This is a genomic window from Yersinia aldovae ATCC 35236, assembly GCF_000173735.1.
Lineage (GTDB): Bacteria > Pseudomonadota > Gammaproteobacteria > Enterobacterales > Enterobacteriaceae > Yersinia > Yersinia aldovae.
Window position 1 is genome coordinate 1 of record NZ_ACCB01000004.1, and the last position, 20,208, is coordinate 20,208.

Genomic DNA, 20,208 nt, shown 5'->3' on the forward strand with positions numbered 1-20,208 from the left:
TGTTTCTGACAGCGACGACTCGATCATAGCATGTGACAAACTGCGAATGCAGTTTGAACCGCGCCTTACGCTGGCCCCTTTAGGGGTGAGACTCATCCATAAATGAGACGAATACAGTAGACTACCAGGCATCAAATCAAGCCGAGACCCCATGCCAAAAGCGTGGGGTTTTTGCTGTGTGGAGAAAAGTAAAATACGGCTGAATGTTGACTCCTCAGGTTACAACTTCTCAGGATGAGAGGCATCGCTCAGATGAGCCGGGTGTGATGCTGAGAAAAGAGTGTGGTCAGAGATACAAATAAGAGAGGAGGCTACCCTGATGGGTAGCCTTGAGGTTGATGACAACGTGCCAGCTACGGTGAAAACAGGCCGATAGTAGATATACCGTAAAGACTTCCTCGTAGGCTCGAGCCGTACCATCCCTGGTGCGAACGCTTTGTCTTCTGCCCGTACTTACCCCGCAAGATAGGATTATCGGGGTTTATCCGCCGTCTGAGGCCCCAAGGGGCCTTTTGTGAATCAAACCGAATTAGTGTGAGCTGCTTTGAGATGCACCCAAACCCGTTTGTGAACGAACAAACTGGGCTTTGAAGCGTAGCCGTTCTTGCTGGCCCTCTGCTGAGTTATCGGTAATGGAGAAGAACCAAATCCCGACGAATGCCACTATCATTGAGAACAATGCTGGATATTCATAGGGATAGATTGGTTTTGCATGGCCGAGAATTGTCACCCAGATGGTTGGGCCTAGAATCATCAGGATCACCGCAGTCAGTAACCCCAACCAGCCCCCAATCATTGCGCCACGAGTGGTCAGTTTATCCCAATACATTGATATAAAAATGATTGGGAAGTTACAACTGGCGGCAATGGAGAATGCTAAACCTACCATGAAAGCAATATTTTGTTTTTCAAACAAAATACCCAATCCGATAGCGACAAACCCCAAAACAACAACGGTGATTTTAGATACTCTCAGTTCATCACGTTCATTCGCTTTACCCTTCTTGATGACGCTAGCGTAAAGGTCATGAGAAACCGCAGATGCACCCGCTAGTGTCAGACCTGCTACCACCGCAAGAATTGTTGCGAAGGCCACAGCTGAGATAAAGCCCAAGAAGAAGCTGCCACCTACGGCATCAGCCAGATGAACTGCCGCCATATTGTTGCCACCCAGTAATGCTCCGGCAGCGTCTTTAAAGGCTGGATTCGGGCCGACCAACAGGATAGCGCCAAATCCAATAATAAAGGTCAATATGTAGAAGTAACCGATAAAGCCAGTTGCATAGAACACGCTCTTACGGGCTTCTTTGGCATCACTTACCGTAAAGAAACGCATCAGAATATGTGGTAAGCCCGCAGTGCCGAACATCAGCGCTAATCCGAGTGATAATGCGGATATCGGGTCAGATACCAGCCCTCCTGGGCTCATGATTGATAAGCCTTTAGGGTGAACTTTGACGGCTTCGCTGAATAATGTATTGAAGTTAAAATTAACCGATTTCATGACCATGATGGCCATAAATGAGGCTCCGGCCAACAGCAATACCGCTTTAATTATCTGTACCCATGTTGTGGCTAACATGCCGCCAAACAGGACGTACAGCACCATCAAGATACCGACCAATACAACGGCAACGTGGTAGTTTAAACCGAATAGTAGCTCAATCAACTTACCTGCACCGACCATTTGTGCGATCAGGTACAAAGCCACTACAACTAATGAGCCACAGGCAGATAAGGTTCGGATGGGTCTTTGTTTTAATCGGTAAGATGCCACATCAGCAAAGGTGTAGCGCCCCAGGTTACGCAGACGTTCAGCGATTAAGAATAGAATGATTGGCCAGCCGATAAGGAACCCGATGGAATAAATCAGACCATCGTAACCGGAGGTATAGACCAATGCGGAAATACCGAGAAATGATGCTGCAGACATAAAGTCACCGGCAATCGCCAAACCATTTTGGAAACCGGTAATGCGCCCTCCCGCTGTGTAATAATCTTGTCGAGAGCGGGTGCGTTTTGATGCCCAGTAGGTGATATATAAAGTCGCGCCAACAAATAGCACGAACATCACAATCGCCTGGATATTGAGTGGTTGGCGATGAACTTCGCCGGTTATAGCTTCTGCTTGTGACAGTGCAGGCAGAGTCAATAAGGAAAGTACGGACCAATGGCGGGTCTTCATTGCTTCACCTCACGAAGAATTTCTGCCGTCAGACGGTCAAACTCGCCATTAGCACGAATAACGTAAATACCGGTCAGAACAAAAGAAATAACAATCAAACCCACACCAACGGGAATGCCGCGAGTAATGGTCGAACCTGCGTATAGCGGGGTGCCGAGCCATTGTGGTTCGAAAGCAATAAGGAAAATGAAACCGACATACAGCGCCAAGGTAATTAGCGACAGTAGCCAGGCAAAGCGACTGCGCTTTTGCACCAACTCTTTGAAACGCGGGTTATTTTCAATCTCTTGATAAATGTTGTCATTCATCAGAGTCTCTCCTTTGAGGCATTAATTAAGTTTGCCGCCCGTAGGCGGCACAATTTACGACGGCGTTTGCATTAATTGTTTTTCTTCCAGTAATTTGTCCACGACACCCGGATCGGCCAGTGTTGAGGTATCCCCTAAGTTGCTGGTATCGCCTGCGGCTATTTTGCGCAGAATACGGCGCATAATTTTGCCTGAGCGGGTTTTTGGCAGTGAATCAGTCCAGTGCAATATATCGGGTGTGGCGATTGGGCCAATCTCTTTACGTACCCAGTTACGTACCTCGCTATACAGCTCAGGTGTTGGCTCTTCACCATGATTCAGTGTGATGTAGGCATAGATTGCCTGCCCTTTAATGTTATGCGGAACCCCAACAACCGCGGCTTCGGCAATTTTTGGGTGTGAAACCAGTGCTGATTCAATTTCAGCGGTACCCAAACGATGACCTGATACGTTCAGCACATCATCAACCCGGCCGGTTATCCAGTAGTAGCCATCTTCGTCACGACGTGCGCCATCACCACTGAAATACATGCCTTTAAAGGTGGAAAAATAGGTTTGTTCAAAGCGCTCATGATCGCCAAACAGGGTGCGTGCCTGACCGGGCCACGAGTCGGTGATGACTAAATTACCTTCGGCGGTACCTTCTTGTGGGTTACCCAGGTTGTCTACCAGCGCCGGCTGCACCCCAAAGAATGGGCGAGTTGCAGAACCTGCTTTCAATTCGGTAGCACCTGGCAGTGGCGTTATCATGAAACCACCGGTTTCAGTCTGCCACCAGGTATCAACTATTGGGCATTTGCTGTTACCGATTTTGTTGTAATACCATTCCCAAGCTTCCGGGTTAATAGGCTCACCAACTGATCCCATGATGCGCAGGGAGTCGCGTTTGGTGCCTTCGATGGCTTTATCGCCTTCGGCCATCAAAGCGCGGATGGCTGTTGGGGCGGTATACAGAATATTGACCTGATGTTTATCAATCACCTGACCTAAACGATTGACGCCCGGATAGTTCGGTACACCTTCAAACATTAAGGTAATGGCACCGCATGCCAGTGGGCCATACAGTAAATAGCTGTGGCCAGTGACCCAACCCACATCAGCAGTACACCAGTAGATATCGCCAGGGTGGTAATCAAAAACGTATTTAAAGGTCAGTGCGGCATAAACCAAGTAACCGCCGGTGGTATGTAATACCCCTTTCGGTTTACCGGTAGAGCCGGAGGTATAAAGGATAAACAGCGGATCTTCCGCATTCATTTCTTCTGGTGGGCAGTCAGTGGAGGCTTCTTTAATCAGCTCATGCCACCATAAGTCGCGGCCATCTTTCCAGTAACTGGCATTACCGGTGCGTTGGAAAACCACAACATTCTTGATACTGGTAATGGCCGGGTTTTTCAGCGCTTCATCGACATTTTTTTTCAGGGGAATTGCGCGACCAGCACGGATGCCTTCATCGGCAGTAATCACCAGTTTTGAGTTAGAGTCGATAATTCGGCCAGCGACGGCATCAGGTGAGAATCCACCAAAAATCACCGAATGAACCGCACCAATGCGGGCGCAGGCCAGCATTGCAACGGCGGCTTCCGGCACCATCGGCATATAAATTGCGACTACGTCGCCCTTTTTGATACCAAGGCTTTTCAATACATTGGCGAACTGGCAGACATCGTGATGAAGTTGTTTATAGGTGACGGTTTTTGATTGATTTGGGTCATCACCTTCCCAAATAATTGCCGTTTGATCTCCGCGTTCAGCCAGGTGGCGGTCAAGGCAGTTAGCTGCCAGATTCAAGGTGCCATCTTCAAACCAGCGAATACTGACATGGCCGGGATCGAAAGAGGTATTCTTCACCGTTTTATACGGTTTAATCCAATCAAGGATTTTGCCTTGCTCACCCCAGAATGTATCCGGGTCCTGCACAGATTGTTGATAGTATTGATGATATTGTTCTGGGCTTATCAGGGCATGTTCTGCAATTGCAGTTGGAATGGGGTGCTTATGTATTTGGCTCATAGTTAGTTCTCCTTGAGATTGTTAATAATATGTCAACTAAAGGTTAATTATAGTGTGGGCGTCTGTTTTGTTTCTTTTTTGGGCGACAGATCACGCATAAAAGATGTTGATTTAGAGACTTACCTGATGGGCTGCGTGGTGAATCGATACCTTAATGATAGGAGAGGTGTGAAATGGCAAAGCAATAAAGGAAGAAAATGTGCCAATTAGCCTGTTTATGGCTTCAGATGGAGATATTAAGGATGAGGTGGGTTGGAAGTGCTGACCGGGCGTGATTAATACCGTACAGTGTTCTGTGTTAACGTCAAAAAGATAAAATAGTTTACATCTATAAGTAAAATCTTATTTTGATATCTGACTGTGATTATAATGAGATATATATTTCGATGTGGAATACGGGCATATAAATGAAAAATATAACAGCATAAATATGCAATTTCATGTATTAATTTTCGTGTTTTTTCATTTCCTCACTTGTGAGAGAAATAGTCAGTTTTATTGCGAATTATTTATAATAAGCGGAGAATAATCATAGTTTGTTTTAACAAAATGAAAACATAATAACTCAAAAAATAAAACATTATTGTGGTTTATAAGAAGATTTAATTTAGCTTGTTTTTTATACTTGGCAGTTAAGCCGCTGTTTACGAATAATGCTTTTTACTTTTTTAATAACAAATATTTACCGAATATTGAGATGCTACATGGCCGAATTTATGTGACATATCAATGTGGGTATAGTGTAAACAAGGCTTGCAGAAGAGTGTCCAAAAATGATACTGGTTTATAACGTGGACGGCTGGCGGGAGGCTGAACCATAATTTATATCAACTATAGCCCCGTGTTTAATGATTAAGTATTCTATTTTGAATGCAGGGAAATCTGCGTTTTATAGAATGCTTTGAGGAATTTTTAGGGTATGAAAAGTGTAAAAATAAGTCTGGCCTGGCAAATACTCATTGCACTGGTTTTAGGTATTTTGGTAGGTGCTGTATTACATAACCAAATTGAATCCAGAGAGTGGTTAGTTAGCAATATCTTGAGTCCAGCGGGTGATATTTTTATCCGCTTAATTAAAATGATTGTAGTGCCAATTGTTATTTCCACATTGATCGTCGGCATTGCCGGTGTTGGTGATGCGAAAAAGCTTGGGCGGATTGGCCTGAAAACTATCATCTATTTTGAAGTTATCACGACAGTGGCCATTATTGTCGGCATCACCTTAGCGAATGTGTTTCAACCAGGGCATGGCATTGATATGTCAGCGCTCACCGTGGTGGATATCTCGCAGTATGAAAAAACCACGGAACAGGTGCAAAGTGGCAGCCACAGTTTGGTAAGCACAATCTTGTCGCTGATCCCCGCCAACGTCTTTGCTTCAATGGCGAAAGGCGATATGTTGCCAATCATTTTCTTCTCGGTGTTGTTCGGTCTAGGATTGTCTTCATTACCAAAAGAGACCAAAGAGCCACTGCTGAATGTATTCAAAGCCGTTTCTGAAAGTATGTTCAAAGTCACTCACATGATCATGCGTTATGCCCCGATAGGGGTGTTTGGTTTGATCTCGGTGACGGTTGCCAACTTTGGTTTTACCTCACTTATCCCGCTGGCTAAGCTGGTTATTCTGGTTTACGCCGCAATTCTATTCTTTGCGTTGGTTGTGTTGGGAACGGTGGCCAGATTATGTAAATTGCGCATCTGGATATTGATTCGGATTCTGAAAGATGAGCTAATTTTAGCTTATTCCACGGCTAGCTCTGAAACCGTATTGCCGCGAATTATCGAGAAAATGGAAGCCTATGGCGCACCAAAATCGATTACCAGTTTTGTGGTTCCGACGGGTTATTCTTTCAACTTAGATGGTTCTACCCTTTATCAAAGTATTGCTGCGATATTCATTGCCCAGCTATATGGTATTGAGCTGTCCATTGGGCAAGAGATCATTCTGGTACTAACGCTAATGGTGACGTCGAAGGGGATCGCCGGTGTACCGGGCGTGTCGTTTGTTGTCTTGCTGGCAACATTGGGCAGCGTGGGTATTCCGTTAGAAGGCTTGGCCTTTATTGCCGGTGTAGACCGAATTCTGGATATGGCACGTACCGCTCTGAATGTGGTGGGAAATGCGCTGGCAGTGTTGGTGATTGCCAAATGGGAACATCAGTTTGACCATAAAAAAGCCAAAGCTTATGAGAAAGCGTTTTTTGCATCCCAGCAGACGCCGGTTAATCAGGGCTAATACATACATAACTCCATGATATATTCGTGAAAACCCCTGTTGGATGAATTCCGATAGGGCGTTTTCATTTGTATTTATGTTCAATAATAGAACAGTGAAATTTTGACTGATTTATAACGATTATTCATTCATTCCTAAACGATATGACCAATTAATCAGTTCTGCCACTTTGTGTACATCCAGTTTCTTCATCATATTAAGTCGGTGAGTTTCCACGGTTTTCTTGCTGATAGATAGCCTGTCAGCAATGATACGGTTACATGCGCCTTCGGTGATTAACTTCAAAACTTGACGCTCGCGGGGGGTTAGCGCTGTTCTGCTGTTGTCACTATTTTGCGTTAGCCTATTCACCCGAGAGATATCCAGAGTGGGGTCAATATAGTGTTTACCAGCGGTAACGGTTTGAATCGCGGCCATCAAGATCTGTTGTGGGCTTTTCTTCAGAACATAACCCAGCGCGCCACTGTTCAATGTCTTATTAGCGTAGTGCTCCTCGTGGCGGGCGGTTAATACCAGAATCTTCATTTTAGGCCAGCGGCGAACAAGCTGAATAATGACGTCAAGGCCATCCATTCCCGGTAATCCTAAATCAATTATCACAATGTCCGGCTCGGTTTTCCTGCATAAGTCGTACACATCCAACCCATTATCAGCCTGACCGACTATTTGATAGCGTGGATAAGCCGCGAGCATGTTTCTGATACCATTGATAATCAGTTCATGGTCGTCAACAATCAGTAATTTTACATTCATAAGGTTATTCCTTTAACATGACGATTGAGGCGGAGTTGCAGGTGCTCCGGGGTTAAACAGCAAATCAATTATCTTATCCAGGTGTGCAATATCTTGTTGAGTCATGATGTTGTGAGTTTCGAGAACAGTTTCCAATTGAAGCGCCGCCTCATATAACTCAATTAGTCCAGCTTGCCCGGCACAGCCTTTTAGTGTGTGGATTAGGTGCGATAAGAGCGGTAAGTTTTGACGCGCTTCTTTGATTTTCTGCATTAATAGTTGCAGTGAGCGATATAACTCTATGTTAAGTTGCGGGTTCGTCAGATCCAGTAATGGTTTGGGACTGGATATTTGAGGGGTGAGGGGGAGGCCACGTTCCAGTTGAAATTGTGCGGTTAAGTCCAGTATTCCAGCCAGTTGCCACAAAGTGACCGGTTTTGACAGATAATGGCCCATTCCAGACTCATAAGCCCTGGTTTTCTCGTCTGGGCTGGCGTTTGCGCTGAGTGCCATTATCATGCAGTGTTTATCTACATTTTTGGTATCATTGCGCCAGCATTGGGTTGCTAGCAATCCGTCCATCCCCGGCATACGAATGTCCATCAATACCAAGTCAAAGCGTTGTGTCCGGCCGAGAGATAAAGCGGACTCACCACTTTCAGCCAGAGTGACCTGATGCCCCAATTGTTGCAGCATCATGCCTGTAATATCACGATTGGTCTGCATATCATCAATCAGCAATACGGCCATTTGCCAAGGTTGTAGAGGGATATTTGCGAGCACATTTGACGCATTTTCTTGCGAATATTCGCCTGATTGATGGTTACCCGCCAAATGTCGCTTAACGTTAGCGTATAAGCGGCCAGGCAGGTAGTTCAGTTCCTTATCAGTAAAAAGTGCAGGTAGTCGTTGTGATGATTCATCGTCTGGAGTCTGACAGGTGATACCCCACGCAGATAATTGAGCGTGCAACGAATGTGGGACACACAGTTCTCCATCAAATAGCCTGCCCTGCGCGGTTTCACTCAATGGCAAAATTAATGAGAAGCGGCTGCCACGGTCTGTTTGGCTGGTGAGAACAAGGTGGCCGCCCATCATTCCCGCCAGATTATCTGCAATTGTCAGCCCCAGCCCTGTCCCCTGAGCATAGTCACTATTCTGAACAAAAGGCTGGAAAATCCTCAGTTGATTCTGCGGATCAATCCCACACCCGGTATCCTCAACGCTAAAACAGAGTTTTTGACCTTTACGGCAGACATGCAAACTAATGCTACCTTGTTGGGTAAATTTAACCGCATTACCTAATAAGTTGATCAAAATCTGCTTTAAGCGCTGACTGTCCAGCTCGAGTTCCAGTGGCACGTCCGAGCTAACATACGTTGAGAGTGCTATTGGTTTGTTCAATACCAGACTGTGAATGGTCAGCATTGCCTGATCCAATAAAGGCAATAAGGCCGTTTTCTCCTGAGAAAGCGTCATTTGACCGGACTCAATACGCGAGAAGTCGAGAAGATTATTAATTATTGCCAGTAAAGAGAACGAACATTGGCGAGCGGTTTCCGCTAACTGCATTTGCTCTGGAGATAATGGGGTATTTTGCAGTAATTCAACGGCCCCTAAAGCTCCATTTAATGGGGTACGGATTTCATGACTGATCGTGGTCAGATGTTCGCTTTTACGTTGATTGGCTTGCTCGGCTACCTGTTTGGATTTTGCCAGAGCCAGCGTGCGCTCTTTTACTTTCATCTCAAGGGTATCGTATTGCTCGTTTAGCGTATCGAGTAAATTATTGTAAGCACAAGCAATATGCCCTAGTTCATCCATGCGCTTTATCGGTAAGCGCGGTTCCATTGTTTGCGGGCCGGTCGCACCAATAATATTGACGAAATTCCACAATGGGATTGCCAGATAATATCGTAGTAGCAATGACATTACTAAAGTCAGTAACAGTAAAATTGCCAGTGCCAAAGGCAACTGATATAAGGCGGGTTTAGCGGCTTCCCAGGCAAAACCGATGCGTGGATAAATGACTAATTGTTGCCAACCGGGGCCTTTTAACTGCTTTCTTAATACCAGATAATCAGATGTTTGCTGCCAACCGTCGTGCAATACAGTATTTTTTAGCTGAGTCAGGATTTCATGCAATTGGTGGGAGGAGATACTCTGTTGAGCCATCGGTAATAAATCACCATTCTTATCGAGCCATAAATTAATGTCTCGCTGCTCTACCGGTTTATTATAGCTCACCAACCCATTAATTTTTAGGGCAAAGCCCGCCAACCCGCCCTCCTTATCGCAAACCGCGACCGAGACATGCCAACCCTCTTTAGAGGTATAAGCGGGTGCCCCCCAATAGACATTATTGTGGGTTGGAAAGATGGGCAGTAAAAGTAACTCCTTACGCCGCTGATTCAAATACTGACTTGATACTTTTTGTGGCCTGAATAATGTAATGTCACTGTTTTTCCTCATGATAAAACTATCGAGATAATAGGTTTGTCCGACAGTGCCATAAGCCTGGATGATCTGAAGGTCATTTTTATGTTGCGAGCGACGGCACCGTTCCAGGCTAAATGGAATTGTGTCGTCACTCGTGGTATTGACCGCGAATAAAGGCCACGTTGCCTGATTGTTTTTCCAGCGGTTTATCAATGAAGCCGCGTCTCGTTCGGCTCCTTCAAATTGGTGATTACTGAGGTCAGCACGCAGTTCGGCCATGTTGGTTAATTCATTTATCAGCCGCTGGCGTGTGTTTTCATATGAGAAAAATGCGGTGACTGCCATCGAAATTAGCCAAATGGCCATTAATGTAACGCCCAGTAATAGTGTCAATCGAGTGACAAGCGATGATGATTTTTCCATAAAGTCGCCTGATTGTTTTTTTTAGTACGCCATAATCTAAATTTGATATCAAGAACTACACTTTTTTCATTACTATTCGTTATAGATTCATTTAGCTCTAACAAAAAAACACTCAGTTTTTTAATTTATAGCGGATATTTAATAATGAAAGATATGTAAAGGTATTATCTCGGTATGAATTTTTCGGAAATAGCTGGCAAGTATTTTCTTAAGCAGATCTCAGGTATCTACCCGATCCCTTTCTGCTCTGTTATTTGCCAATATGACTTACGGATAGCATCACTCTCAGGGATATTATGAAATCAATACAATTTATTTTATTTCGACAAGAGGGCGTCTTACGTTGTGATGGAACGAACCAGACCATGTCTGCCGGGAGTTTAGTGGTAACTAACGAGCGGGCAAGTGTGTCGTCTTTCTCGCAGGGTTCGTTTATTTCAATATTGTGCCATGCCATCGATCTTCTGCCTATATATCAAGAAATGGCGAGTAAGATGGTGCAATCAAATAAAATCCGTTTACCCTACAACGTTTCCGGTCATTACAAACTACTCTCTGCCAGTAATGATATTATGTCTGCAACTGAACAGTTGGCTAATATTGAAAGAACGGCATCGTTACGTTTTCTTTACCTTTATTGCTTAGGTTTGGAGCCGGTGTATTTTTCTCAACTATTAGAATCTATTGTAGGTACAAATAGTGAATTACTGGAGTTTTTTGAACAAAACCGCCTCAATCCTTGGACGGTTTCGCGTTATGCCGATGAGTTAGGAATTTCGACACGTAAATTGAATTTTCTTTTTTATGAGAAATTCGGAATGTCTGCAAAACAGTGGCTACTGGATCAACGTTTGAAGAAAGGCTGTGAGCTGCTGTTATCGACCCGGCTGCGGGTGGCTGATATTGCGATGGAGTGCGGTTTTAGCAATCACGCCCATTTCTCTGATAGTTTTCGTCGCCGCTTTCAGCAGTGCCCATCACATATGCGGTCATTGATGGAATAGGATAGGCATTTTCAGCTACGTGTAACGGGGTGTCGCACCTAACATCCTGTGGGCTGTGCCAAATGCAGTGAAACATTATTGGGGCCACCATTCTGGTGTATTATTGGGATAATTTAGCGCCAGCGGTGGTGACGCTCGAAGCCATGCCACAATTGAAACCAGGCGAAATTTTGGAAGTGTTCAGCGACTGCCCGCAATTAATAATACCCCGTTGGATACACGAAACTACGGTTATAACGTGTTGGATATCCAGCGGAGGCCCAACGATTCGCTATTTAATTCAGCGCTGAATTTGCTCTTCATTTATTAACAACGTGTTCTGAGCACAGATAACCAGCGTCTCGTCAAGACGCTGTCTGCCCTTGGATGGTTACTGCTGCGGGTTGCCCCATTATTGAGTCAATACCTGTATTAATGGTGATTCGGTATTGATTACTTCCTCCGCCTAACATTAGTTTTCCGAGGTTGTTTTTGCAGTAGTTGCTACTGCGAGTGACACACCTGCTGCACGAAGCCGCTTTAATATACTGAATAGCAATGAACTTTTGGTATTACTGACCATGCGTGGGCTGGGTACTAAACCGGTGACGCTAAGTACGATACCGTCCGGGCTTAACTGGCTGAATTTCACCGACGGGGCCGGTGTATCGAGTATCGACTCATGCTCTTCATAAGCCTCTATCAATAGTGTTTGTGCCAGTTCAACATCTAAATCCAGTGGGAAAGTGAGAGCAATCGTTACCACCCCTTGCGCGTTAGCCATCGTGGCATTGCGCACATTCTGCGAAATCAATTGTGAGTTCGGTACGATAACCGTCGATCGATCACTTAGCTGGATTTCCGTGGCTCGGACATTGATGCGGCGGATATCCCCCTCAACGCCACTGATACTGATCAAATCTCCCACTTTAACGGGCCGTTCGGTGAGCAAAATAATGCCGGAAATGAAGTTTTTTACGATCTCTTGTAAACCGAAGCCAATCCCGACGGATAATGCGCTGACAATCCAGGCCAATTTATTCCATTGGATCCCCAGCACCGATAGGGTCAGCAGAATCACCAGCACGTAGCCGATATTGCTAAACAGCGTGACCGCAGAGGTTTTTATGCCGCTATCCATCTGGGTTTTAGGCAAAAATTCATTATTTAACCAGCGCCGTGCCGCTTTAAGAACATACAACCCCACTAGCAGACAGATAACTGCATTAAATAGATTGGCCGGGACGATATTTAATTTTTCCAGCCCTTCACCGCTTAATAATTCCCCGGTTTTTTGCAGTAATGAAATCGGTGTAGTAGAACCAAAAGTGCCGTTGAGTAGGGCGATAATTGCCAGCAAGATCAAGAGCACTTTGCTGGTGGCGGACAATAACGTGGCGGCTTGTGCCAAGTGGCGATCGTCAATATTGAGTGACTGCTTGATGGCTTTACCGGCGCTGCTGGTTGGGGAAAAGAGACTGTCAGCCAAATCAACGCACAAATGGACCAGTAAATACAGACAAGCAAGAACCAGGCAGCTCCACACCAGCTTGTAACTGAGGAACTTAGCGAGCGCGATGTAGCCTATCAGTAGCGACAATAATATGGCTATTGCGGTTATACTAATCGCGAAATGGATCAACCCAGCCAACGTGGAATAGGCTTCCGGTTTTTCACCATTAGCGACCAAATTACGTCGTACCCGGTTGGCCCGTAACGGAATAATGGCGGCGGTTAAGGCGACCAATAGGGCAGCAATGCCGTTACCGAAAATACTCCCCGACACGCTGATATTGATCATGTTATTCATCTGATCAATAGCACCGAAAATCATGATGCAACTGGCCAAGAGGGGCGGGAACAGCCTTAGTGATTGCGCAACCTCATTGGCAATCGCCGGTAAACGCCATGAGGGGCGCTGATTGGAGAGAAACGCCCGCCCCAGCCCGGCGACCAGTGCTGAGAAAAACATCAATTGAACAAATGCTGCTGAAAAATCAATTACAACCTGTGATGCATCAGATGTGCGGGTAAAAGTTTGCGTGATGCATTGCGCTACTGTAACGCTAATCAGTACTGTATACAGGGTGGTTGCCGAGGCCATAAAGCTGCGGCGCAGCGGGCCTTGCGGTAAACATTTGGTGCAAAACCATGCCGTCAGGCTGTCGAGAAACTTAAAGCCAAACACGCCGATAAACAGCGCCAATAACAGGTACATGGTGGTACCAAAACGCCATTCCGGTGACCAGGCGGCGCTCCAGGCATCGCCAAGTTCTTGGGTGAAATCGTTTAAACGACGGTTGTCATTGGCGTCCGGATTAACGATGGGGGCCCAGAAACTGGCTCCTAATAAGCTGCCAGAATTTAAGGCGATTTGTGATTTCAATGCCGTGCGACGTAACGCGATAATTTGTGTCGCCAGGTTTTCAGCGCTGGTTTTGATAGCCTGAGCCTGATCATTTTGGCCATCTAACTGGATTTTTCGCGTATTCAGTATCCGGCGCTGTTGGGCAACCACTGCGGTTTCCGCCAATGCACCGGCAGCAGGCAATGGGCCTAATACTTCCAGTTGTGTTTGCAGTTGCTCCCGCTTGGGTTTCAAGTCGGCTAACAGCATGTCTGCTTCCCGCACCAGTGTCAGTGCGGTTTCGTTCAGCATACTTAACTGATTGTCTGTGGTGCTGACTGAAACATTCTGCTTCAGTTTATCCAACTGTTTTTGCAAGCTAATTAGTTGTACTGGCACTGCCGGTTTCGCCGACGCTTCACTGTTTTCAGTTGTCGCGGCTGGCATTGTGGCAGCAAAGGCCACCCCTGTGGGGGAGGCGAAGATAAGTGTCAGCAGCAGGCATAGCAGTGAATAATATCGATGTGAAGCAAAGTACTTATTCATTTTCATAAAACCGGTCAGCCTGAAAGTGAGTGCCACGATTAGCCAGCAAACAATAAGTGTAGGTGAGCTGGCGATACCTGTCTGATGACCATTGTGGCACACTCTGTACACGGCTGAATATCTTAGTTATGCCCTCGCTTGTTCGAATTCATATAAGAAAGATAAGGGTTATCATTGTAGCTGGCGCTCTCATTTAATCGATTGTCCGCTGCACCTATGGAGCCATGACATGTGGTGCAATGTACCTTAGGTGACGCGCCTGTTTAGCGCCAAAATGGGCGGCTGTAATCCCGCTTGATATCATCCCGACTCAGGCCGATATCTTTTAACTGGTCGGTATTTAATCTGGCCAATGTATTGGCTGTTTTGCGCCGTTCATTCCATTGATATCCGTATCTGTATGCTTTAAGCCATAAGCTGATAAAAATATTGCGGCGTTTCTCTGTTACTCGCGTAGCCGATAAGCAGCATTCATCTATTTGATCTTCAATCATATTGTTCATTATCGACTCCCGTCAGTAGGTGAGCCATTAGCATGAAACTTTGGCGCAGAACATTACAGATGCAAATAGGGGTTATTATTTCCATACAGATATGCGATATATGAACTGAATGGTGCAAACTACCGCTATCTGTACTGGTCGCGCTCAATTTATTAGGTGATTCAATGACTCGTTACCAACAATTGGCTGATATTCTGAGTCAGCGTATTAAAGAGGGGTTGTATATTGCCGGCGAGCGGCTCCCTTCCGTCAGAGTTTTGAGTGGCGAACACGGGGTCAGTATCAGTACTGTCCAGCAGGCTTATCGGCAACTGGAAGAGTGCCTGCTGATTGAGGTTCGGGCGAAATCGGGCTACTTCGTACGTTGCAGTTCAAATCTGCCCTCCTTACCCGCCACATGTACCCATGCACAGCGGCCGGTAGAGATATCGCAGTGGGAAAATACACTGGCGTTTCTGCAAAGAGGCGATCAGGAGAATATTACCCATCTGGGCGTTGGTTCGCCTGACTTGTCAGGCCCTGGGCTTAAAATACTCAGCCGTTTACTGAGCCGCATTAGCCTGCATCAAAGTGAGGAAGTGCTGGATTACGATAATATTTACGGCACAACGGTGCTGCGTGAGCAGATTGCTCGCCTGATGTTGGACAGCGGCAATCATCAATCGGCTGACAATATCATTATCACTTCTGGCTGCCACGGTGCGCTGGCTATTGCATTGGGCGCTGTTTGCCAGTCCGGTGATATTGTAGCCGTGGATTCCCCGAGCTTTCATGGTGCGATGCAAACCTTGAAAGGGATGGGCATGAAAGTGATTGAAATCCCGACCGACCCGGTGGTTGGGATTAGCCTTGAAGCATTGGAAATGGCGCTGGATCAATGGCCGATTAAAGCCATCCAACTAACACCGACTTGCAATAATCCGTTGGGTTACAACATGCCGGATGAGCGCAAGAAAGCGTTACTGACATTGGCTCAACGCTATGATGTCGCAATAATTGAAGATGATGTATATGGGGCGCTGGCCTATCAATACCCGCGTCCACCGACCATCGCCTCATTTGATGAAGATGGCCGCGTATTGCTGTGTAGTTCCTTCTCTAAGACGGTTGCACCCGGTCTGCGTATTGGTTGGATAGCCCCAGGCCGTTACCTGGAAAAAGCGCTGCATATGAAGTATATCTCTGCCGGGCGGGTTGCTACCTTGCCGCAACTGGCGATGGCGGAGTTTATTAAGCAAGGGCATTACATGCAGCATTTACGCCGGATGCGCCGCCAGTATCAACGCAATCGCGACATTATGACCGGCTGGGTAATGAAGTATTTCCCCGCGAATACTTGTCTGAGTCGGCCACAAGGTAGCTTTATGTTGTGGGTTGAACTGCCTTACGGGTTCGATAGCCTGCGTCTGAATCGCAGTTTACTGCCGCAAGGGGTGCAGGTTGCCGCTGGGTTTATTAGTTCTGCGTCGGGAAAATACCGCAATTGTTTACGACTCAGTTACAGCAAACCGATGACCAGTGAGATTGAGCGGGCAATCCAGAAAGTCGGCAAGACGATTGATGAATTATTGGCAAAGGACGAGCCGAAGGTGGCGCTGGAACAATAAAACAGACCCTAAGCTGATGAGGTTAATGGCAACGCTATCGATAGCTCACGATTGAACGTACCCAATGGGCGCTCCGGCGTTTCGCATCGCCGTTTCTCCTTAATTTGACTTTGTCAGCACTCTGACCCGCGATAAGCGGGCGTTGAGTCTCGCAGTGTGTAGCAAGCACTTACTGACGCAAATAGATCTGCGGCAAAGGGTTTTCTGGATGGCGAGAGATGCCTAAATCAGCCTGATACCAGCGAGTCAGCGTCTCGGCGTTGAGCACTTCCTCTGGCGTACCACACGCCACCAATTCACCTTGGGCTAGCAGCAGAATTCGGTCTGCATACAGCGCCGCCAGATTTAAATCGTGCAGGACACAACAGACCGCCAGTGGCTCTTGCTGGGTCAGTTGCCGCAACAAACGCAGTGTGTGTTGCTGGTGATACAGGTCTAATGCGGAGGTGGGTTCATCAAGAAATAGCCAACGTGGTGTCGGCTCTGATTGCCACAATTGTGCTAACACTCTGGCCAGTTGTACACGTTGCTGTTCACCACCGGATAGCGCACGGTAATCACGCTGTGCCAGTGACAAACAATCTGTTTGTGCCATAACCTCTTCCAATGCCTGCCGGTTGTGCACCACCCCGTAAGGTGAGCGGCCCATCTGAATGACTTCGCTGACACTGAACGGAAAAGCCAGGTCGCTATATTGACGCATGACTGCGCGGGTACGTGCCAACGCTTGTGGTTGCCAGCGATTGAGTGTTTTCCCGAGTAATTGACACTCACCCTCTGATGGGGAAAGATAACCGGTCAATAAGCGCAGCAGGGTTGATTTACCTGCGCCGTTTGGCCCGATAATCGCCACCATTTCACCGCTGGCAATTTGCAGTGAAACGTCATTAATCAACTTCCGCCCTTGTACTTGATAGGAAAGCTGATTTGCTTCCAATAACGCGGCCGGTGTCATTACCATATCAACCACTGCGTTGCTCCCGCTGACGTAAAATCAGCCACAGAAAATAAGGGCCACCGAGCAGGCTGGTGATCAACCCGACTGGCATTTCTGCCGGTGCGACCAAGGTACGAGCCAGCGTATCAGCAGTGAGGAGCAGGCAGGCACCGCCTAATGCGGCACCGGGCAGCAACCAACGATGATCAGCGCCAATACGCATACGAATCAGGTGCGGTACCACCAAACCGATAAAGCCGATAACCCCACTAACCGCAACGGCAGCACCGATCAGAATGGCACTAAGCAACAGTAAACGGAGTTTGGCTTGCTGTACATTAACACCGAGATAGTGAGCTTCCTCATCTCCTAGCTGTAACAAGTTCAGTTGGCGCGCCTGTAACAACCCAAGTGCGCAGGCGGGCAAAATCAGAGAGGCGGCAACGATCAACGTTGACCACTGTGCCTGCCCCAGGCTCCCCATGCTCCACAGCGAAAATTGGCGTAACTGCTGGTCGTCACTGATATAGGTCAGTACCCCAACCGCAGCACCACACAAGGCATTAATTGCAATCCCTGCCAGTAGCAGGCGGGCTAAATTGCCATGCCCCCAGCGGCTGAGGGTGAAAATAACGGTTGAAATGGCCAGGCTACCGATGAAAGCACCCACCATATGACTGTACAGAGCCAGTAATGGCGGCAAGCTGAACGGCATCACGATAATCAGCCCAACACACAGGGCGGCACCACTGCTGATACCCAACAGACCGGGGTCTGCCAGTGGGTTACGGAATAACCCTTGCATAATCGCGCCGGAAACCGCTAACGCACAGCCGACCACCACGGCTAGCAACACCCGCGGCAGGCGGATATTTAGCCAGATATGCCACATGGCATCGTCCAGCGAAGCGTGCCACAGCGTGCGAAATGAGAGCGTCAATGCCCCCATGTTGGCCGAGCCAAGTGCTAAAATGATCAGTAGCATCAGTAGGATGCCAAGCATCAGGCGCGGGTGTATCCGGTAATTCATTGTGCTTGTTCCATGCTCTCACGCAGTAGAGCCAGCACTTGGGGGGTTTTTAACCCAAAACCCAGTAGCGCCATATCATCTACCACCAACAGCCGCTGATGTTTACCTGCGGGCGTCATGGCTACCCCCGGGAGTTTCCAGATGCCATTGCTGCCGCCGAGTGCTTTCACGCCGTCGCGGGTGATCAGCAGTAAATCCGGCGAGCTGGCAATCACACCTTCTTGTGATAATGGCCGATAACGGCTAAAACCCTGCATTGCATTGCTGCCACCGGCGGCACGTATCATGGCATCCGCCGCGGTATTTTGGCCGGCTGCCATCGGGGTTAAGCCGCCGTGACTCATAACAAATAGCACTTTGACCGGCAGTGGTGTGTTGCTCACTGCGGCTAAACGCTGTTGGTAGTCTTTAATCAGCTTTTGCCCTTGTTCTGGCTGATGAAGTGCCATCGCGACCGCACTGATCTTTGCTGACACGCTTTCCGGTGTGGTTTGGCCCGGAACGGTAACCACACTCACACCGCTGTCTGCGACCTGTTTCAGCACCAGCGAGGGTTGAGCCAGCTCACTCACCAGCAGCATGGTGGGTTTCATCGCCAGAATCCCTTCGGCGTTCAACATTCGCATATAACCCACATCAGGCAGCATCAACGCAGCCTGAGGGTGTTGACTGGTGCTGTCACGGGCCACAATCTCGCTACCCGCACCCAGTGCATAAGCGATTTCTGTTACATCACCACCGATGGTAACAATACGTTCTGTTGCCAATGCATTTAGCGGTAGAAAGACGCTGGCACATAGCGACAGAAGGAAGAAAGGGAGTGACAGCAGCCTGAGTCTCATGCGGCGATATCCTTGTTATTTAGACGGGAAATCTGCTCACGCCATTGATTTTGTTCAGGCTGCCCTTCGGTACGTTGCCCATAGAGTTGAGCAAGTTGGGTGCCATCGGCAGCAAACAGTTCGAGGCTGGTCACAAAGCCGTCTTTGGTGGGTTTCCGTGTGATCCAGCTTTCCGCGATGGCGGTTTCGATCAGATGTAGCGTAAAGCGTTTGTTGAAAACATTAATCCAGTCTTGATGCGGGGTTACTTTTTCAATTAAGCCGGTAAAAATTTGCACACAACCCCGGTTGCCGACAAAAATCATGATTTCGTTCTGGTCCTGTTGCGCGATGTTAAGTAACTGTGTCAGCGAGCTGTTATCGACTTGATAAGCCAGGTCATCACCCACGGCGCGGAACGCTTGTTGGCGAGTCAGGTCATTACGCTTTAGCAACTGGAAGAACTGATGTACATCAGTCATGGCGCGCCATTCGGTATCGACGGTGGCATCATCCGCCGTCGGTTCGGTAACTTCAGGTGCGCTGTGAGGCTCTAACTGCAATTCTGGGTTTTCTGTGCTGATAAATTTTGCCAGCAGCGCTTCCCAGGCAGCAATATCTGTGTGTTCAGTGACATACACTTTGTGTAGGGCATCACCATGATGGTCGAAGAATTGCAGGCTATGACGTACACCATGACGCGTCTCTTCCGACAGGGTAAAAACGCTAGCCCACTGATTGAGGAATAGGCGTAAATCCAGCTCGCGTGGATTGAGGATCAAACCGGCATGGCCGTTTAGATGCTGGTTCTCGTAACGCCCCATTTGCTCATGTACCGCATAGGTGTTGCGGGTGATGGCTTTAACCTCACCCACGGCCTCCAGTGCGGTCAGCAACGTGCGGGCATCGCCATGTATACGTTTCGCATCATGACCGACACGGCTGTGGGTCAGTTCCGCTTCTGAGATACCCATTAATGTGGCTAAGTCGCGCGCATATTTGCCCGGATTATCGACCTTAGCTTGCACATATTGCTGATAGATTGATTTGCTCATAATGATGTCCTATAGATATTTATATGCAGGTTGCAGTTTTAAA

At 47.4% G+C, this 20,208-nt stretch carries 14 protein-coding genes and 1 pseudogene; 4 read left to right on the forward strand and 11 right to left on the reverse strand.

Annotated elements, in window-relative coordinates; genetic code table 11:
* Window positions 1-529: 529 nt before the first annotated feature.
* Genes actP through acs form a run of 3 tightly spaced genes read right to left on the reverse strand, consistent with a single transcriptional unit; the run spans window position 530 to window position 4,506 of the window.
* Window positions 530-2,185, reverse strand: coding sequence for a cation/acetate symporter ActP (gene actP / locus YALDO0001_RS02845; protein ID WP_042547559.1), 1,656 nt, complete (start codon window positions 2,183-2,185; stop codon window positions 530-532).
* On the reverse strand, window positions 2,182-2,493 hold the full coding sequence (locus YALDO0001_RS02850) for a DUF485 domain-containing protein (protein WP_004699689.1): 312 nt from the start codon (window positions 2,491-2,493) through the stop codon (window positions 2,182-2,184). The genes actP and YALDO0001_RS02850 overlap by 4 nt, the downstream gene beginning before the upstream one ends.
* 54 nt (window positions 2,494-2,547) lie before the next feature.
* Window positions 2,548-4,506 carry an acetate--CoA ligase gene (acs, locus tag YALDO0001_RS02855; protein WP_004699690.1) on the reverse strand — a complete coding sequence of 653 codons (1,959 nt, stop codon included), beginning with the start codon at window positions 4,504-4,506 and terminating at the stop codon, window positions 2,548-2,550.
* 919 nt (window positions 4,507-5,425) lie between these two features.
* Here acs and gltP point away from each other — a divergent pair.
* Window positions 5,426-6,742, forward strand: a complete 1,317-nt coding sequence (gltP, locus tag YALDO0001_RS02860; RefSeq protein ID WP_004699692.1) for a glutamate/aspartate:proton symporter GltP — start codon at window positions 5,426-5,428, stop codon at window positions 6,740-6,742.
* Between the two features lie 120 nt (window positions 6,743-6,862).
* Here gltP and YALDO0001_RS02865 read toward each other — a convergent pair whose 3' ends face one another.
* Together YALDO0001_RS02865 and YALDO0001_RS02870 are read right to left on the reverse strand one after the other, a co-directional pair.
* Window positions 6,863-7,495 carry a two component system response regulator gene (locus tag YALDO0001_RS02865; protein WP_004699694.1) on the reverse strand — a complete coding sequence of 211 codons (633 nt, stop codon included), beginning with the start codon at window positions 7,493-7,495 and terminating at the stop codon, window positions 6,863-6,865.
* A gap of 12 nt (window positions 7,496-7,507) precedes the next feature.
* Window positions 7,508-10,336, reverse strand: coding sequence for a two component system sensor kinase (locus YALDO0001_RS02870; protein ID WP_049596227.1), 2,829 nt, complete (start codon window positions 10,334-10,336; stop codon window positions 7,508-7,510).
* A 296-nt stretch (window positions 10,337-10,632) separates the two neighbouring features.
* On the opposite strand from YALDO0001_RS02870, the gene YALDO0001_RS02875 reads away from it, so the two are divergent.
* Both YALDO0001_RS02875 and yedF read left to right on the forward strand, forming a co-directional pair.
* A complete protein-coding gene (locus YALDO0001_RS02875) occupies window positions 10,633-11,340 on the forward strand; it encodes a helix-turn-helix domain-containing protein (RefSeq protein WP_042547562.1) in 708 nt (235 codons plus the stop codon).
* Window positions 11,341-11,414: 74 nt separating this feature from the next.
* Window positions 11,415-11,630, forward strand: a pseudogene (gene yedF, locus YALDO0001_RS02880) (sulfurtransferase-like selenium metabolism protein YedF).
* A gap of 161 nt (window positions 11,631-11,791) precedes the next feature.
* Here yedF and YALDO0001_RS02885 read toward each other — a convergent pair.
* Window positions 11,792-14,248, reverse strand: coding sequence for a DUF3772 domain-containing protein (locus YALDO0001_RS02885; RefSeq protein WP_004699701.1), 2,457 nt, complete (start codon window positions 14,246-14,248; stop codon window positions 11,792-11,794).
* Window positions 14,249-14,475: 227 nt separating this feature from the next.
* On the reverse strand, window positions 14,476-14,715 hold the full coding sequence (locus YALDO0001_RS02890) for a DUF1127 domain-containing protein (protein ID WP_004699702.1): 240 nt from the start codon (window positions 14,713-14,715) through the stop codon (window positions 14,476-14,478).
* 164 nt (window positions 14,716-14,879) lie between these two features.
* Here YALDO0001_RS02890 and YALDO0001_RS02895 point away from each other — a divergent pair, with 164 nt between their 5' ends.
* Complete coding sequence (locus YALDO0001_RS02895) at window positions 14,880-16,322, forward strand: aminotransferase-like domain-containing protein (RefSeq protein ID WP_004699704.1); 1,443 nt, start codon at window positions 14,880-14,882, stop codon at window positions 16,320-16,322.
* A gap of 169 nt (window positions 16,323-16,491) precedes the next feature.
* Here YALDO0001_RS02895 and YALDO0001_RS02900 read toward each other — a convergent pair whose 3' ends face one another.
* The 4 genes from YALDO0001_RS02900 to YALDO0001_RS02915 are packed head-to-tail and all read right to left on the reverse strand — an operon-like array spanning window position 16,492 to window position 20,165.
* Complete coding sequence (locus YALDO0001_RS02900) at window positions 16,492-17,292, reverse strand: heme ABC transporter ATP-binding protein (RefSeq protein ID WP_082168203.1); 801 nt, start codon at window positions 17,290-17,292, stop codon at window positions 16,492-16,494.
* The gene (locus YALDO0001_RS02905; protein WP_042839326.1) at window positions 17,285-18,289 is read right to left on the reverse strand and encodes a FecCD family ABC transporter permease; all 1,005 of its coding nucleotides are present in this window, start codon (window positions 18,287-18,289) and stop codon (window positions 17,285-17,287) included. The genes YALDO0001_RS02900 and YALDO0001_RS02905 overlap by 8 nt, the downstream gene beginning before the upstream one ends.
* Window positions 18,286-19,131 carry a heme/hemin ABC transporter substrate-binding protein gene (locus YALDO0001_RS02910; RefSeq protein WP_042547566.1) on the reverse strand — a complete coding sequence of 282 codons (846 nt, stop codon included), beginning with the start codon at window positions 19,129-19,131 and terminating at the stop codon, window positions 18,286-18,288. The genes YALDO0001_RS02905 and YALDO0001_RS02910 overlap by 4 nt, the downstream gene beginning before the upstream one ends.
* Entirely contained in the window at window positions 19,128-20,165 is a 1,038-nt protein-coding gene (locus YALDO0001_RS02915; protein ID WP_004699711.1) for a hemin-degrading factor, read from the reverse strand. The genes YALDO0001_RS02910 and YALDO0001_RS02915 overlap by 4 nt, the downstream gene beginning before the upstream one ends.
* Between the last annotated feature and the right edge of the window lie 43 nt (window positions 20,166-20,208).